This is a genomic window from Erythrobacter sp. (genome assembly GCF_035194505.1).
GTDB lineage: Bacteria > Pseudomonadota > Alphaproteobacteria > Sphingomonadales > Sphingomonadaceae > Erythrobacter.
Genome location: NZ_CP136573.1, coordinates 839614 through 856366, shown reverse-complemented (window position 1 = coordinate 856366; position 16753 = coordinate 839614). Strand labels below are relative to the sequence as shown.

The 16753-nt window shown below is 65.5% G+C and carries 13 protein-coding genes and 1 tRNA gene; 8 read left to right on the top strand and 6 right to left on the bottom strand.

What is annotated here, in order from left to right; translation table 11 throughout:
- The first annotated feature begins 29 nt into the window (after nucleotides 1-29).
- Nucleotides 30-917: a 4-hydroxy-tetrahydrodipicolinate synthase gene (gene dapA, locus RSE14_RS04250; RefSeq protein WP_324075997.1), complete on the top strand. Its 888-nt coding sequence runs from the start codon at nucleotides 30-32 to the stop codon at nucleotides 915-917.
- Here the strand turns inward: dapA and RSE14_RS04245 are convergent.
- The gene (locus RSE14_RS04245) at nucleotides 914-1978 is read right to left on the bottom strand and encodes a succinylglutamate desuccinylase/aspartoacylase family protein (protein ID WP_324075996.1); all 1065 of its coding nucleotides are present in this window, start codon (nucleotides 1976-1978) and stop codon (nucleotides 914-916) included. The genes dapA and RSE14_RS04245 overlap by 4 nt on opposite strands.
- Before the next feature lie 114 nt (nucleotides 1979-2092).
- On the opposite strand from RSE14_RS04245, the gene smpB reads away from it, so the two are divergent.
- From smpB to RSE14_RS04215, 6 genes are all read left to right on the top strand, one after another.
- The gene (smpB, locus tag RSE14_RS04240) at nucleotides 2093-2575 is read left to right on the top strand and encodes an SsrA-binding protein SmpB (protein WP_324075995.1); all 483 of its coding nucleotides are present in this window, start codon (nucleotides 2093-2095) and stop codon (nucleotides 2573-2575) included.
- Between the two features lie 154 nt (nucleotides 2576-2729).
- A complete protein-coding gene (locus tag RSE14_RS04235; protein ID WP_324075994.1) occupies nucleotides 2730-3341 on the top strand; it encodes a DUF2062 domain-containing protein in 612 nt (203 codons plus the stop codon).
- 134 nt (nucleotides 3342-3475) lie between these two features.
- Nucleotides 3476-5932: a hybrid sensor histidine kinase/response regulator gene (locus RSE14_RS04230; RefSeq protein ID WP_324075993.1), complete on the top strand. Its 2457-nt coding sequence runs from the start codon at nucleotides 3476-3478 to the stop codon at nucleotides 5930-5932.
- A 140-nt stretch (nucleotides 5933-6072) separates the two neighbouring features.
- On the top strand, nucleotides 6073-7137 hold the full coding sequence (gene recA / locus RSE14_RS04225) for a recombinase RecA (RefSeq protein WP_324075992.1): 1065 nt from the start codon (nucleotides 6073-6075) through the stop codon (nucleotides 7135-7137).
- Between the two features lie 252 nt (nucleotides 7138-7389).
- Nucleotides 7390-10047 (top strand): alanine--tRNA ligase, encoded by a 2658-nt coding sequence (alaS, locus tag RSE14_RS04220; protein ID WP_324075991.1) that lies wholly within the window; start codon nucleotides 7390-7392, stop codon nucleotides 10045-10047.
- Nucleotides 10044-10790, top strand: a complete 747-nt coding sequence (locus RSE14_RS04215) for an energy transducer TonB (protein ID WP_324075990.1) — start codon at nucleotides 10044-10046, stop codon at nucleotides 10788-10790. The genes alaS and RSE14_RS04215 overlap by 4 nt, the downstream gene beginning before the upstream one ends.
- Here RSE14_RS04215 and RSE14_RS04210 read toward each other — a convergent pair.
- The 4 genes from RSE14_RS04210 to cpdR all read right to left on the bottom strand — a co-directional run bounded on the left by RSE14_RS04210 (nucleotide 10787) and on the right by cpdR (nucleotide 14691).
- Nucleotides 10787-12556, bottom strand: coding sequence for a cation:proton antiporter domain-containing protein (locus RSE14_RS04210; protein ID WP_324075989.1), 1770 nt, complete (start codon nucleotides 12554-12556; stop codon nucleotides 10787-10789). The genes RSE14_RS04215 and RSE14_RS04210 overlap by 4 nt on opposite strands.
- Before the next feature lie 109 nt (nucleotides 12557-12665).
- A complete protein-coding gene (locus tag RSE14_RS04205) occupies nucleotides 12666-13889 on the bottom strand; it encodes an NADP-dependent isocitrate dehydrogenase (RefSeq protein ID WP_324075988.1) in 1224 nt (407 codons plus the stop codon).
- Between the two features lie 247 nt (nucleotides 13890-14136).
- Nucleotides 14137-14211: transfer RNA gene (locus RSE14_RS04200), tRNA-Val, on the bottom strand.
- A 90-nt stretch (nucleotides 14212-14301) separates the two neighbouring features.
- Complete coding sequence (gene cpdR, locus RSE14_RS04195; protein ID WP_324075987.1) at nucleotides 14302-14691, bottom strand: cell cycle two-component system response regulator CpdR; 390 nt, start codon at nucleotides 14689-14691, stop codon at nucleotides 14302-14304.
- A 128-nt stretch (nucleotides 14692-14819) separates the two neighbouring features.
- Between cpdR and RSE14_RS04190 the strand changes: the two genes are divergently transcribed.
- On the top strand, nucleotides 14820-15815 hold the full coding sequence (locus tag RSE14_RS04190; protein WP_324075986.1) for an N-formylglutamate amidohydrolase: 996 nt from the start codon (nucleotides 14820-14822) through the stop codon (nucleotides 15813-15815).
- A 105-nt stretch (nucleotides 15816-15920) separates the two neighbouring features.
- On the opposite strand, the gene RSE14_RS04185 is transcribed toward RSE14_RS04190, so the two are convergent.
- Complete coding sequence (locus RSE14_RS04185) at nucleotides 15921-16700, bottom strand: SapC family protein (protein WP_324075985.1); 780 nt, start codon at nucleotides 16698-16700, stop codon at nucleotides 15921-15923.
- Between the last annotated feature and the right edge of the window lie 53 nt (nucleotides 16701-16753).

Genomic DNA, 16753 nt, shown 5'->3' with positions numbered 1-16753 from the left:
AGTCTAGATGGCATGCAAGGACAAAAGCAATGTTCAGCGGATCGATACCCGCTCTGGTGACTCCTTTTCGCGGCGGGTCGTTTGACGAGGCGGCCTTCCGGCGGCTGGTCGACTGGCAGATCGAGAACGGCAGCGCGGCGCTGGTGCCCTGCGGCACGACGGGCGAGGCCTCAACCCTCTCCAATGCCGAGCATCACCGCGTGATCGAGGTGTGCATCGAGCAGGCCGCCGGGCGCGTGCCGGTGATCGCGGGCTGCGGCTCGAACGACACCCGCAATGCCCAGCTGCACATGAACTTCGCCAAGAAGGCCGGCGCGGCTGCGGGTCTGTGCGTTGCGCCCTATTACAACCGCCCGAGCCAGCGCGGGCTGATCGCGCATTTCAGCTATCTGGCGGAAAACTGCGAGCTGCCGATCGTGCTGTACAACGTGCCCGCGCGCACGGTGACAGATCTGCTCGACGACACTGTGGTGGAGCTGGTGCGCAAATATCCCGACCGGATCATCGCCATCAAGGATGCCTCGGGAGACCTCAGCCGCGTGGCGGATCACCGCATGGGGATCGGGCGCGAGTTCTGCCAGCTTTCAGGCAATGACGAGCTGTGGCTGCCCCACGCGGCAGCGGGCGGGCGCGGGTGCATTTCGGTGACGGCCAATGTCGCTCCGGCGCTGTGCGCGGAATTCCATGAAGCGATCGCCGCCAACGAACTGAAGAAGGCCCGGCAGCTGAATGATCGCCTGTTCCCGCTCCACTACGCGATGTTCTCGGACGCAAGCCCTGCGCCGGTGAAATATGCGCTCTCCCGCGTCCACGACTGGATCGCGCCCGAAGTGCGCCTGCCGCTCGTGGAGTGCTCGGACGAAGCCAAGCGCGCCGTGGACGAAGCGTTGGTGCTGGCGGGCGTGCTGCCGGCTTAGACCACTTCGTCCTCGTCGAGCAGTCGTTCGGCCGAGCCTTCGGGCTCGCTGGCGAGGATCGCATCGGTGATCGTGTCGATCCGCGCGCCCACGCGTTCGGGGTTGGGGATGGCAGCGATGTGGAACAGCGCGTCGCCCTGATGCACCACGGGCAGGGTAGCGTGGCCGATAATGATCCCGTCGATCGGGCTGACCAATTCGAGCGGATCATCGCCGAACAGGCCGGTGACGCGCGCCAGCACATCACCCTTGCGCACCGGATCCCCGCTCTTGCGCACGCGGTGAGTCACGCCCCCGCGCGGCGCTCTCACCCAGCTCGACTTGTTGGCGCGCGCCGGGATGCCGACTTCGGTGAGGCCGTCGTCAGCCTCGATCATGCCGAGATGGGCCAGCACCCGGTTCACGCCCGAAACGCCCGTCTCGATCGAAAGCCGGTCGAACCGCAGTGCCTCGCCCGCTTCCATCAGCAGCATGTCGACGCCCTTTTTCTGCGCAAGGTCGCGCAGCGAGCCATCGCGCAAGGGGCTTTCGATGATCACCGGCGCGCCGAAGGCCATGGCCAGCTCCACCAGCCGCTTGTTGCCCGAGGCGATGCGGATCTGCGGCAGGTTGTAGCGGTGGATCGCGGCGGTGTGGATGTCGATGCCAAGTTCGCAGCGGCCCACGATCTCGCGGTAGAAGATATGCGCCAGCTGCCCTGCAAGCGAACCGCCCGCACTGCCCGGGAAGGAGCGGTTGAGGTCACGCCGGTCGGGCAGATAGCGCGAATGGGTCATGAAACCGAAGATGTTGGCGACCGGTACCAACAGCACCGTGCCCGCCAGCGCCTGCGGATCGAGCGTCTGGGCGAGCCGCTGGACCACCGCGGTCCCGACGATCTCGTCCCCGTGGATCGCCGCGCTCACGAAGATCGCGGGACCGGGTCTTGCTCCGTGCAGCACCCGGACGCCCAGCGACGAGGTGTTTCCGGTCGCCATGGTGGTGATCGGAAAGGCGAGATCGCGCATCGTGCCCGGCGCAATCTCTTCGCCTGCAATGCTGAATGGCTGAACCGTCTCCATGATGCGCGTCGTCCCCCCTGACTTACCCCGCAAGTGGCCAAGGTTACCGCGCACAGGGCAAAAGCGCAAAGCCCCTCGCTTTTTGGCGCGCGCATCCCTAAATCGCGCGGTCTTATGGCACGTCCCAAACCCGTAACCTTCGACAAGCTCAAAACCGTCGCCGAGAACCGTCGTGCGCGTTTCGATTATCATATCGAGGACACTTTCGAAGCGGGGCTCGCGCTGCAAGGCACCGAAGTGAAGGCGCTGCGGGCCGGCGAGGCGAGCATTGCCGAGAGCTATGCCGAGGTGAAGGGTTCGCAGGTCTGGCTCGTCAACGCCAACATCCCCGAATACAGCCATGGCAACCGCCTCAATCACGAGCCGCGCCGCCCGCGCAAGCTGCTGCTGCATGAACGCGAGATCGAGAAGCTGTTCGGCGCGGTGGAGCGCAAGGGCATGACGCTGGTGCCGCTGTCGATCTACTTCAACCGCACGGGCCGCGCGAAGGTCGAGCTGGCGCTCGCCAAAGGCAAGCAGACCCATGACAAGCGCGCCAGCATCAAGGAACGCGACTGGAAACGTGACAAGGCGCGCCTGATGCGCGAGCGCGGCTAAAAAAACGCCGTTTCCGCCGGATTCACCTACTGGTCAGAAAACCGATGCTACCCATATTGCCTGACATGGTGGCTTGCATGATCCCCGCTCTTCCCGAAAGGCTGAAGGCTGCGCTTCGGCGCGTTGGCTCCGTGCGCGCGGGCAAGGTGCATCCATGACTGGCGAGCGTGGCGCAAAGAAGGGGCTGGGCTTTCGCTCCAAGACCTGGGCGATGGACATCATCCGCAAGAACACGCCCACGCGCGAGGAAATGGCGGAAAACCGCTTTCTCGCGCCGGTCGCCCACCGCGTGCTTTCGCCCGAGCTGTGGCGCTTCACGCGTCGCTCGGTCCCGCGCGGGGTTGCGCTGGGGCTGTTTGCGGCTTTCATCTTCCCTCTGGGGCAGATCCTGATCTCGACCTTTCTTGCCCTGCCGGTGCGCGCCAATGTGCCGCTGGCTGCGCTGGTCACCTTTGTCACCAATCCCTTCACGCTGCCCTTCTGGCTGGTGATCGCCAACCGCACCGGCGAATTCGTGCTGCAGTTCGGTGCGGCGGCTCCCGCCGTGGTCAGCGCCAAGGCCGGAAGCGGGGCCTGGGCCTATATGTCCGAGGCCTATGCCGTCGCCGGGGCGACGCTGGTCGGCTATCTGGTGCTGTCTTTCGTTGCGCCGGTGATCGGCTATTTCATCTCCGGCTGGGTGTGGCGCGCCGTGGTGGCCCGCAAACGCGCCAGACGGTTGAAGGTGATGGAAGCGCGGCTCGACCGCAGGCTCGGCTCGCGTTAGGAAAGCTGCCGGCCGGAGCGTGATTGAATCCGGCCCCGATCCAGCCACGGGAACATTAGCGCTTGTCCGAGCTCAAACGCCCTATTGCCAAACGCGAGAGTGATGTCGGTATGCCGTCGCCGACGGGTGCCGGGATGCCGCTCCCTCCGATCTCGCTGGCGGGCGGCCTTGCGGGGGCTCTGCTGGCGAGCGCGCTGGTGCTGTTTGTGGCGACCTCGAGCTGGCTCGTCGCGCTGGTTTTTCTTCTGGGTGTCGGTCTGCTCTTCGGCGCGGGGCTGATGATCGACCGGATGCGCACTGCGCCTGCGCAGGACCAGCAGACTTCTCCCGACTGGACCGTCACTGTTGCCGCGATCGAGCAGGCGGGCGAGGCGGTGGCGATCACCGACCGCGCCAACCGCCTTGTCTGCGCCAATAGTGCCTTCATCGAGACCTTCGGCACCACCGCTGCGCCACCAGCGCTGCCCTTCGCGCGCGGGGCGCTCGAAGCGCTGACGCGGCTTGCCCGTGACGCGTGGCGCGACGGAGCGGCAGCGATCGACAGCCTGTCGGATGGCGAGGGCGAGACGGAATGGCAGGTCTCTGCCCGCCGCGCAGGGCGAGGGGATGATCATCTGGTCTGGCGCCTGCGACCGATCACGCGGGCCAGCGGCGTGAGCCTCGGTGCGCTCGATCTGTCGGGGCCCTTCGGCAAGATGCTGAGCCGCGCCGGGATCGAGACCGCGATCACCACGGCAGACGGCGTGATCCGTGCGGTCAGCGCCGGATTTGCCGAACGCGCCTCGGGAGACGAGCGGGCAACGCTGGTCGGGCAGGATTTCGTCAGCTTTCTGCGCACCGACGAGCGCGACCGGATATTCTTCGCGCGCGAAGGGCGGGGCGGAACGCCGCAGACCCTCGTCGATATTCCACTCACTGATCCCGCGACGCAGGCTCAGCCCGCCGGGCCGGACGAGGCGACTTCGCTGATGCTGCTGATCGACAGCGGCGTGGGCATTGGTTCGGGCTGGGACGGCACCTCGCAGGCCGGTGTGGCGCAGCTCGATGCGCTGCTCGGGCAATTGCCATTGGGCCTTGCCATGACCGATCGCGACGGGCGCTTCCTGTTCGGCAACGAGGCCTTCCTCAGAGCCGTGGACCGCGAGGGGCGGGGGCTGCCGGCCTTCCCGACCGATCTGGTTACGCGCGAGGACAAGGCTGCGCTGTCCGACGCGGTGCGCCGTCACGGGCGTGGGCCTTCGACCAGCGGCGATGTCGCGGTGCGGCTGGTGAACAGTCCTGAAGAGCCGGTCTCGCTCGGCCTTGCAGGGGTGCGCGGGCTAGGTGAGGCAGCGGTGCTGCTCAGCCTGGCCGATTCGAGCCAGGAAAACCAGCTGCGCCGTCAGGTTGCCCAGGCGACCAAGATGCAGGCCGTGGGCCAGCTTGCGGGCGGGGTCGCGCATGACTTCAACAATGTGCTGACCGCGATCATCGGCACATGCGATCTGATGCTGCTGCGCCATATTCCGGGCGACAGCGACTATGACGATATCCAGCAGATCCGCGCCAATTCCAACCGCGCCGCCGCGCTCACCCGCCAGCTGCTCGCCTTCTCGCGCCAGCAGACCTTGCGGCCTGAGGTGATCCAGCTGCCCGATGTGGTGAGCGAGGTGAGCCCGCTGATCAAGCGGCTGCTCGGCGAGAGGATCACCTTTTACGTCCAGCATGATCGCAATCTGGGCCCGGTGCGCGCCGATCCGCAGCAGTTGGAACAGGTGATCATGAACCTTGCGGTCAACGCCCGAGACGCGATCCAGTCGCGTGGACCGGGGACGGGGCGGATTTCGCTCTACACCCGCCATTTGCACGCGACCGAAGTGGTGCAGCTCGGCTCGGAGGTGCTGCCGGCCGCCGACTATACCGTCCTGATCGTGCAGGATACGGGCGGCGGCATCCCGCCCCATGTGCTGCCCAAGCTGTTCGAGCCGTTCTTCACCACCAAGGAGCAGGGCAAGGGCACCGGTCTCGGCCTGTCCACCGCCTACGGGATCGTGAAGCAATCGGGCGGCTTCATCTTTGCCGACAATGTCCTGGACAAGCAGGGCCATCCGACCGGCGCGCGTTTCACGGTCTACCTGCCGGTGCACCGCGGCGAAGTGCCCAAGAAGCGCGAGACGAAAGCGCCGCTGGTATCCTCCGAATGGTCGGCAGGCGGCAAGGTGCTGCTGGTCGAGGACGAGGACATGGTGCGCGCGGTTGCGGAGCGCGCGCTCGCACGGGCGGGCTATGAGGTGAAGGCCTGCTCGGGCGGGGAAGAGGGACTGGCTGCAATTGCCGAGCCCGGTGCTGCCTTCGATATCGTGGTGAGCGATGTGGTGATGCCGGGCATGGACGGCCCCGCCATGGTGCGCGCGATCAGAGCCAAGCTGCCGAAGATGCCGGTTCTGTTCATGTCGGGCTATGCCGAGGAACAGCTGCGCCGCGACATCGACATCCCCGACATGCACTTCATCCCCAAGCCGTTCAGCGTGGCGGCGATCGGCGACAAGGTGGGCGCGGTGCTGCGCCAGGCGCGTGCCGAGGCGGGTGAGGCGGAAGCGGGCGCGAAATAGGCCACCCGGCACCGGTGCTGGCGCGGTAGGAAATATTTTTCGTTCCCTGCTTGTTCCATGAGAACAAATGCGATACAAGCTGCTCAAGGCGGTCGTCGAAAACTGGTGATCGCCACTAGGCAAGCGAAGGAGCGCGTGCGATGGCTACGTCATTGAAACTTGTAGAGAAGGAAAAGGACGTGGATCGTCAAAAGGCGCTCGAAGCCGCGCTTGCGCAGATTGACCGGGCCTTCGGCAAGGGTTCGGCGATGAAGCTGGGCCAGAAGGAAACCATGCAGGTCGAAGCGATCTCGACCGGCTCTCTGGGTCTCGACATCGCGCTTGGCGTGGGCGGCCTGCCCAAGGGCCGCGTGATCGAGGTCTATGGTCCGGAAAGCTCGGGCAAGACCACGCTGGCGCTGCATGTCATTGCCGAAGCGCAGAAGGCTGGCGGTACCGCGGCTTTCGTTGACGCGGAGCACGCACTCGATCCGGTCTACGCCAAGAAGCTTGGTGTCAATATTGACGAGCTGATCGTCTCGCAGCCCGATACGGGCGAGCAGGCGCTGGAAATCACCGATACGCTGGTGCGCTCGAACGCGATCGACGTTCTGGTGGTCGATTCGGTTGCGGCGCTGGTGCCGCGTGCGGAAATCGAAGGCGAGATGGGCGATTCGCACGTTGGCCTGCAGGCCCGCCTGATGAGCCAGTCGCTGCGCAAGCTGACCGGGTCGATCAACCGCTCCAAGTGCATGGTGATCTTCATCAACCAGCTGCGCATGAAGATCGGCGTGATGTACGGCAACCCCGAGACCACTACCGGCGGCAACGCGCTCAAGTTCTACGCCTCGGTCCGTCTCGATATCCGCCGCACCGGCCAGATCAAGGATCGTGACGAGATCATCGGCAACACCACCCGCGTGAAGGTGGTCAAGAACAAGGTCGCTCCGCCGTTCAAGCAGGTCGAATTCGACATCATGTATGGCGAGGGCATCTCGAAGATCGGTGAAATCCTCGATCTCGGCGTGAAGGCGGGCCTCGTCGAGAAGTCGGGGAGCTGGTTCTCCTACGATTCGATCCGCATCGGGCAGGGGCGTGAGAACGCCAAGACCTACCTCAAGGAAAACCCGGAAGTTTGCGACCGCCTGGAAGCTGCAATTCGCAGCCGGACCGACGCGGTGGCCGGGGAGATGATGACGGGGCCGGACGCGGACTCCGAAGACTGATCCCCAAGCGGGCGTGCGCGGGGACTGTCCAGCTCTCCGCCTGTCCAAGGGCGCCCGGAAAACCGGAAAGCCGGTGCGAGACCTTTCCTCAGGGCTCGTGCCGGCTTTTCGTTTGCGGGGCTTCCGGGGGGAAGCGGGTACTGAGCGAGGGGGCGGAATTGTGGACCGCAGGCCACACTTCAGAGCTGCGGTGAAGCGTGGCGATTGCGCGGTCCATTGCCTTAGAGCCGTGCATTGCCTAACTGCACCGCCATGAGCTCAACCAACGAAATCCGCCGGTCCTTCCTCGACTATTTCGGCAAGGCCGGTCACGCCGTCACGCCCAGCGCGCCGCTCGTTCCCTATAACGATCCGACGCTGATGTTCGTCAATGCGGGCATGGTGCCGTTCAAGAACGTCTTTACCGGGCTGGAGACCCCGCCTGCGCCGCGTGCTGCGTCCTCGCAGAAATGCGTGCGCGCCGGGGGCAAGCACAATGATCTCGACAATGTCGGCTACACCGCCCGGCACCACACCTTTTTCGAGATGCTCGGCAACTTCTCTTTCGGGGATTACTTCAAGGAGCAGGCGATCGAGCATGCCTGGACCTTGCTGACCGGCGAATGGGGCCTGCCCAAGGATCGCCTGACGGTCACGGTCTACCACACCGACGATGAAGCAGCCTCCCTGTGGAAGCGCATTGCCGGCCTGCCCGAAGAGCGCATCATCCGCATCAGCACCAATGACAACTTCTGGTCCATGGGCGACACCGGGCCTTGTGGGCCGTGTTCTGAAATCTTCTACGATCACGGCGATCACATCTTTGGAGGCCCTCCGGGCAGTCCGGACGAGGATGGTGACCGCTTCGTCGAGATCTGGAACCTCGTGTTCATGCAATACGAGCAGCAGGCCGGTGGCGCGCGCATCGACTTGCCCAAGCCGTCGATTGATACCGGCATGGGGATCGAGCGTGTCGCTGCGGTGCTTCAGGGCGTGCATGACAACTACGACACGGACACCTTCAAGGCGCTGATCGCGGCCTCGGAAGGCCTCACCGGCGTTGCCGCCCAGGGCGAAAACGCGGCGAGCCACCGAGTAATTGCCGACCACCTGCGCTCCACCAGCTTCCTCATGGCCGACGGGGTGCTGCCCTCCAACGAAGGCCGGGGCTACGTGTTGCGCCGGATCATGCGCCGCGCGATGCGCCACGCCCACCTTTTGGGCGCAGCCGAGCCGCTGATGCACCGCCTCGTGCCCGCGCTCGTCACCGAAATGGGCGCCGCCTATCCCGAGCTCACCCGCGGTCAGGCGCTGATCGAGGAGGTGCTCGAGCGCGAGGAAACCCAGTTCCGCCGCACGCTCGACAAGGGCCTGAAGCTTCTCGACGAAGCCACCGGCGACATGGCCAGCGGCGGCGAGCTCGACGGCGAGATCGCCTTCCGCCTCTATGACACCTACGGCTTCCCCTATGACCTGACCGAGGACGCGCTGCGCGCCCGCGGAATCGGAGTGGACAAGCCCGGGTTCGACGCCGCCATGGCCCGCCAAAAGGCCGCCGCGCGCGCCGCGTGGAAGGGCTCGGGCGAGGCAGCATCGGGCGAAGTCTGGTTCGACATTGCCGAGCGCGAAGGGGCGACCGAGTTCACCGGCTATGCCTCCACCAGTGGCGAGGGCCGGGTGGTCGCGATCGTCAAGGGCGGGGCCGAAGTCCAGAACGCCGCAGCCGGCGACCTCGTGGTGATTCTCACCAACCAGACCCCCTTCTACGGCGAAAGCGGCGGCCAGACCGGCGATGCCGGCCACATGGCCAGCCTTGCCGGCTTCAAGGCCAGCGTCACCGATACCGCCAAGCCGCTTGGCCGTCTTCACGCCCATCAGGTGCGGATCGAGGCGGGCGAAATCGCGGTGGACGACACGGTCGAGCTCAAGGTCGATGTCGAGCGGCGCGACCGCATCCGGGCCAACCACTCGGCCACCCACCTCGTCCATGCCGCGCTGCGCAATCGTCTCGGCGGCCATGTCACGCAGAAGGGCAGTCTCGTCGCCGAAGACAAGCTGCGCTTCGACTTCTCGCACCCGGTCGCTTTGACGCCCGATGACGTCACGGCAATCGAGGCCGAAGTGAACGCGGAAATCCGCGCCAACGAAGCGGTCGGCACCCGCTTGATGACCCCGGACGATGCCGTCGCGGCAGGCGCGCTGGCGCTGTTCGGCGAGAAGTATGGCGATGAAGTCCGCGTGCTTTCGATGGGCCGTGCAGGGCGCGAAGGGCGCAACTATTCGGTCGAACTCTGCGGCGGCACCCATGTGCGCGCCACCGGCGATATCGGCCTGTTCCGCATCGTCTCGGAAAGCGCCGTCTCCTCTGGCGTGCGCCGGATCGAGGCGCTGACCGGCGAAGGCGCGCGTCAGTGGCTGGTCGCACGCGAGGACGCGCTCAAGGCTGCTGCGGGCGTGATCCGTGCGACGCCGGATGAAGTGCCCGCGCGCCTCGCCGCGCTGATGGAAGAACGCAAGCGGCTCGAAAAGGAGCTGGCCGAGGCCAAGAAGGCGCTGGCGCTGGGTGGCGGGGGTTCGGCCGGAGCTGCGGCCACGGCGGACGAAAATGTCGCTGGCGTGACCTTTTCCGGGCAGGTGCTCGACGGGCTCGACCCCAAGGAACTACGCCCGCTGCTCGATGCCGCCAAACAGCGGATGGGATCGGGCGTGGCGGTGCTGATTGCGGTCAATGACGGCAAGGCGAGCATCGCGGCGGCGGTGACCGACGATCTTACCGCGCGCTTCAGCGCGGTCGATCTGGTGCGCGCGGGTGTCGAGGCGCTGGGCGGCAAGGGCGGCGGCGGCCGGGCCGACATGGCGCAGGGCGGCGGCCCCGATGGCGACAAGGCGGCAGACGCATTGGCGGCAGCGAAGGCGTTGCTCTCCGCGTGAGGCTTGGTGGCGACAGCGCGGCCCTCGCGGCGCTGGCGCTGATCACAACCCGTCCGATCGCGGCGCAGACCCGCGAACCCATCGTCTTTCAGGGCGAGGTGTTTGACCTGTCCGGTGCAGGCACCTTCGAGCTCCCAGAGCTTGACCGGGTCCTCAAGCCCTTCCGCCGCGAATTCCGCGACGGACGCAGCATTGCGCTGGAACTGGTGATCGATGCCGCAGGGTCTGTACAGGATTGCCGCATGGCATCGGGCGCCGGCCTGAGCCCTGCAGCGCGCGCCCTGTGCGCTCATGTCCGCACCGCCGGGCGGCTCCGGTTGTTACCTTCGATGGTGCTCGATTACACCCGGGGCACGCTGCGCCTGACCTTTCGTAGGCGCGATCCGCGACATGATGACCAGTCCGAATTCGCGTTCGAGCAGCCCTATCCGCTTGAAGGGCAGGGGGTGCGTTTCGGCGGCTACGAAATACCGCCAGCCGATCAGCGGCTGACCTTGAAAGAGGTGAGCTACATCCCGATGGACTACCCCTCCTCAGCGCTGCGCAACCATATCGAGGCGCGAGTAACGGTTGTGCTCGCCTTCAACGAGACGGGTCGGGTCGAATCGTGCCGTCCGGTCGAATCCAGCAACACAGCTCGGATCGCCTATGAGACCTGCCGCGCAGCCCGCCTGCGCTTCAAATTGCGCCAGCCGCCCGATGCGCGGGTTTTTGTCTTCAATACGCGCTGGGTGATCGGTTAGACCGGGACGCTGTTCGAGGTCCGCAGCTTCGGCTTTTCGCTGAGGCCGCCATCCCGCTCGAGTTGCTCGCGGTACTCGTCGCGCTTGGCATGGATCGAAGCGATTACCGGGCCCATCGCCACCCCGATATCGACCAGCACGGCCTCTGAAAGCTGGAGCGAGCTTTCGAGCGTTTCGGGCACGGCGTGGCTCGCCCCTGCGCGGTAGAGTGCGGCGGCGTGATCGGTATCGCGCGCACGGGCGACGATCAGCAGATCAGAGTAGTCGCGGCGCAGCTTTCCGACCAGCCGCTGGGCCAGCACCGGCTCGTCCATGGTCAGCACCACGGCCGGTGCGGTCTCGACCCCGAGGCGGGTCAGCGTGTCGCGCCGCGCCGCATCGCCGAAGGTCGCGCGGTATCCGTCCTGCCGGGCGGTGGTGACCAGATCGGGGTTCGAATCGATCATCACATAGGGCTTGCCATGGGCCTGCATCATGTCCGCCACCAGCCGGCCGACACGACCGCCGCCGACGATGATGGTGCGCGCCTCGCTGCTGTCGTCTTCGGGCGGGAGGGTGCTGCCATGTTCGACCCTGCGCGCGATTACCTGGCCCAGGCGCGCTAGCAATGGCGTGATGGTGAGGCCAATCGCGGTGACGGTCTGCCAGAACTGCGCGGTCTCGGTGTCGATCACCAGCGCCGCGGTTGCAGCGGAAAGCACGATCAGCGTGGTCTCCGAGGGGCTCGCCATCATCACCCCGGTCTCGGCCGCGGTGCCGCGCCGTGCGCCCATGAGGCGCAGCAGGATGCTCGTCACCACCGCCTTGAACACGATCACGCCGACAACCGCCAGGGCCAGCGCCCCGATCTGGCTGCCGATTTCGACGAGATTGATGCTCATGCCCACGGTGATAAGGAACACGCCGAGGGCAAGGCCCTTGAAGGGTTCCATGATCAGCTCAACCTCGGTGTGATATTCGGTCTCGGCAATCAGCAGTCCGGCGATCAGCGCGCCAACGATGGGCGAGAGGCCGACGAGCGATGTTGCAAGGCTGGCACCGATCACCACCAGCAGCGATGCGGCGAGGAACAGCTCCGGGTTCTTGGTGCGCGCGGCCTGCGCGAACAGGCGGGGCAGGGCAAAACGACCCACGACCAGCAGCACCGCGATCACCAGCCCGCCCTGCCATAGGGTGTCGATCAGACCTTCCCAACCTTCACTCTGCGCGTTGGGGGCAAGCGCGCCGAGGATGAAGATGATCGGCACGATCATGATGTCCTCGAACAGCAGCATCGACAGCGCCGCTCGGCCAACCGGCGTGCGGGTGCCTGAAATCGGCAGAACGATCGCGGTCGAGGAAAAGGCCAGCGCAAAGCCCAGCGCCAGCGCAGCGGTCCAGCCGAGCATGCCGCTCAGCCCGAGGACAGCGGCGATCGAGGAGCCGATGATGATGAGTTCCAGCGCGCCGAGCCCGAACACCAGCCTGCGCATCGCCCACAGGCGGTTGAACGACAGCTCCAGCCCGATCGCGAACAATAGCAGCACGATGCCGAAATCGGCAAAAGGCGTGAGCGCCTGGGGGTTGGTGATGGTTATATGTTCGAGCCACGGGAATCGCCCCACCAGCGAGCCCAGGCCATAGGGCCCGACAGCCACGCCAATCAGGATGAAACCGATGATCGGGGTGATGCGGAAGCGCGCAAAGACCGGGATGACGATCCCGGCCGCACCAAGGATCACCAGGGCATCGGACAGGATAGGAGAGAGGGTGAGTTCGCCGGCCACGGCCAAGGCTTAACGCGGGCGGGCAGGGCTGTCACCCATGGGCAGCGCAATAAAAAAGCCGGGCGATCCGCTGACCGCCCGGCTCCGTAGTGTTGTGCGGAAGGGCCGATCAGGCCGCGGCCGACATTTCCTTCTCGAGGTTTTCGACGATGGTCTCGAAGAACTGCTCGGTGGTCTGCCACGCCTGCCCCGGGCCGATCAGGAGCGCGAGGTCCTTGGTCATGTAACCCTTCTCGACGGTCTGGATGCAGACGCGCTCGAGCGTTTCGGCAAACTTCACCACTTCAGGGGTGTTATCGAACTTGCCGCGATACATCAGGCCGCGGGTCCAGGCGAAGATCGAGGCGATCGGGTTGGTCGAGGTCGCCTTGCCCTGCTGGTGCTGGCGGTAGTGGCGGGTGACGGTGCCGTGGGCGGCTTCGGCCTCCACGGTCTTGCCGTCGGGGCTGAGCAGCACCGAGGTCATCAGGCCGAGCGAGCCGAAGCCCTGCGCCACGGTGTCCGACTGCACGTCGCCGTCATAGTTCTTGCACGCCCAGACGAACTTGCCCGACCACTTGAGCGCCGAGGCGACCATGTCGTCGATCAGGCGGTGCTCGTAGACCATGCCCTTGGCCTTGAACTGCTCGGCAAAGCCTTCGTTGTCGAAGACTTCCTGGAACAGGTCCTTGAAGCGCCCGTCATAGGCCTTCATGATCGTGTTCTTGGTGCTGAGATAGACCGGCCAGCCAAGGTTGAGGCCGTAGTTGAAGCTGGCGCGGGCGAAATCGCGGATCGAATCGTCGAGGTTGTACATCGCCATCGCGACGCCGGCGCTCGGGAAGTCGAACACGTCGAGGTCGATCTTCTCGCCGTTGGCGCCGTCCCATACCAGCCGCAGCTTGCCGGGGCCGGGGATCAAGGTGTCGGTCGCCTTGTACTGGTCACCAAACGCGTGACGGCCGACGACGATGGGGTCGGTCCAGCCCGGCACGAGGCGGGGGACGTTTTCGATCACGATCGGCTCGCGGAACACCACGCCGCCGAGGATGTTGCGGATGGTGCCGTTGGGCGACTTCCACATCTTCTTGAGGCTGAATTCCTCGACGCGCTGTTCATCGGGGGTGATCGTTGCGCACTTCACGCCGACGCCGTGTTCCTTGATGGCGTTGGCGGAATCGATCGTCACCTGATCGTCGGTTGCATCGCGGTTCTCGATCGACAGATCATAATAGCGCAGATCAATGTCGAGGTAGGGCAGGATCAGCCTTTCGCGGATCCACTGCCAGATGATCCGGGTCATCTCGTCCCCATCGAGCTCGACCACCGGGTTGGCGACTTTGATTTTCTGCATTCGTGTTGCCCTATCCTTCTTGCCCCCTCGTCGCAGTTGCCTGCGAAGGGCTATGATTGTCCGACAGGAAGCTGTTCTGAGCCCGTCCAAAGGCCCAAAGATCCCGCGCGGGCTTTAGCAGAGGAGGGCGGGCTTGCAAGCGCGCGAGTTGCAAATGAAACGCAACAGCCGTTGCACTTTGCGGACGCGCCGATCGCGGGCACAAAAAAGCCCGCCGGAGTGGCGGGCTATTTGCTTTGGAAGCCGATGGTGGGCGTAGCAAGGATTGAACTTGCGACCCCTACGATGTCAACATAGTGCTCTACCACTGAGCTATACGCCCGCACCATCGGATCAGCGCCCTTTCGAGCGCGGAGCGGCCCTTTATCGCAGCCCTTTCGAAGGTGCAAGCGATTCGGGACAGCCCGGAAAACTAGACCCGCGCTTCGCCTGCGTCCTCGAACATGCGTTCGACCTCAAGCACCAGATCGCGCAGGTGGAAGGGCTTGGACAACACCTTGGCCGCCGGCTGTTCACGGCTGGCGCGCAAGCTGACGGCGGCAAAGCCGGTGATGAACATCACCTTGGTGTGCGGCGAGATTTCCGCGCAGCGTTGGGCCAGCTCGATCCCGTCCATCTCGGGCATGACAATGTCCGAGAGCAGCAGGTCGAAGTCGCCGGATTCGAGCAGCGGGATCGCCTCCGTCCCGCGATCGACCGCGTCCACCCGGTAACCGGCATTGGTCAGCGCGCGCTCCAGATAGGTGCGCATCGCCTCTTCGTCTTCGGCGAGCAGGATGCGGGGGGCAGTGGTCGATGTCATGCGTGGGGCGTAGCACGACGGACTTAAGAAATCTTTCCCCGAGGCTGCGAAATTGCCGTTGTCAGCCGGCAGCGACTAACGATCAGGCTTTGACAGCCTTGCCCAAAGGCGGCAGCAAGGCAGGTGTGATGTCGCGCACCTCTTCCGGCCATTCCGAACCTCACGCCGCAACACCAGACGGCGATCTGCTGCGCGTCAGCGGCGGGCGGGTGCCGGGGCTAGAGGGCAGGGCCGCCTTCACCTTTGCCGCGCCGCATCATGCGGGCCTGCCGGTGCTGGTGGCCGTGCCCCATGCGGGCCGGGCCTATCCGGCCAGCGTGACGGCGCGGATGCGCGATCCGCTGGCATCGCAGCTCCGGCTCGAGGATCGTATGGTCGACCGGCTGGGGCGGATGGTGGCGCAGGAGACCGGAGCGGGCCTGCTGGTCGCCCATGCGCCGCGCGCGCTGCTCGATTTGAACCGCGCCGAAGACGATATCGACTGGGACATGATCGAAGGCGGACGGCCCGATCATGTCGCGCCCCATGCCCCCAAGGCCGAACACAGCGGCAATCGCCGTGCTCGCAGCGGATTGGGGCTGGTGCCGCGTCGCCTGCCGGGCACGGGCGAGATCTGGCGCGGACGCCTGCCCCGCGCCGAGCTTGCCGCGCGCATCGCCGGGGTTCACCGCGCCTATCACGGCTTTCTCGGCGAGGAGCTGGCCCGCATCCGCAAGGTCTGGGGTGCGGCCTTGCTGATCGATCTCCACTCCATGCCGCCGCTACGTGCTGCTGAAGGCGAGGCGCTGGCCCCGCAGATCGTGCTGGGTGACCGGTTCGGGGTGAGCTGCGATCACGCATTGATGGGCAGGGCGCTGCACCATCTGGCGTGCTGCGGTGTGTCCGCCGCTCAGAACCGGCCCTATTCGGGCGGCTATGTGCTCGATCGCCACGGACAGCCCCAGCGCGGCATTCATGCGGTGCAGATCGAGGTGTGCCGCAGCACCTATCTCGATCACCGGCTGGCCGAGCCGGGCGAGGGGATGGGGGCGATGGCCACGGCACTAGCGTCGCTGGTCCGCACGCTTGGGGCAGAGACCGCGCGGCTCGGCGGGGGGGACAGCCTGCTGCAGGCTGCCGAGTAAGGCATTTACCCGGATCCAGACGCGAAACGGGCGGCCCCGCCTTGCGGAGCCGCCCGTCATCTTTTCGTTTCGCTGCCCGGCCCGATGGTGCGGGGCGGCGAGGTCTTAGTTCGCGGCGCCTTCGAGCGCCGGCATCTTGCCCTGCGCCATCTGGCGTTCGAAGATCGTGCGCATCAGGTTCAGCGAGAACAGGTGAGCGTGGATGACGATCAGCATGCCGTTCTTGTTGAGCTCTTCGAGGGTTGCTGCCGGCAGTTCGCGCAGCTTGTCCTCGTTGACCATCTGGAAGCCGCGATAGACGAAAGGCTTGTCCGGCTGGTCGGCACGGGTGATGGCGATTTCGCCGTCCATCAGGATGTCGAGCTTCTTGAGCTCGTCCATGAACGACTTGGTGCGCTGGCCGGCTTCCTCGAAGCGGCGGCAGAACTCCAGCACGCCCTGGGTGTATTCGGTCGGCTGGTTGCCGTCCTGGAACAGGGCGAGGCCCTCATCCTTCTTGCCGACCACACCGGCGCTCGGATCGAAGCACAGCGAGAGCTCTTCGGCTTCCGGGTGCAGGCGCGCCAGCATGTAGGGGTAGCGGCGCACATAGGCCGGCACGTAAACGACTTCGTTGAGCTTGTTGTCTTCGCCCATGAAGGTGTTGACGCCTTCGTTGAGGCCGAACAGCGCGATCGGCAGCGGGCTCTCGCCGATCGTGAACACGATCGGGAAATCGCGCTGGGCATCGATAAATTCGTCGGTGGTCAGCGGCACCGCATGCGTATCGGCCATGAATGCCGCGTCTTCAAGCGTGCCGACCTTCCAGTCGGCATGGTCGCGGCTGTTGAGCGGCATGAGGTCCTTGTAGAACAGCGGAAGGTTCGGTTGCGGCGCGCTGGCCATGAATTCGTCTCCGAGAAAAGTCAGTGGTGGGCGATCCCTGTGGCAGGTCACGC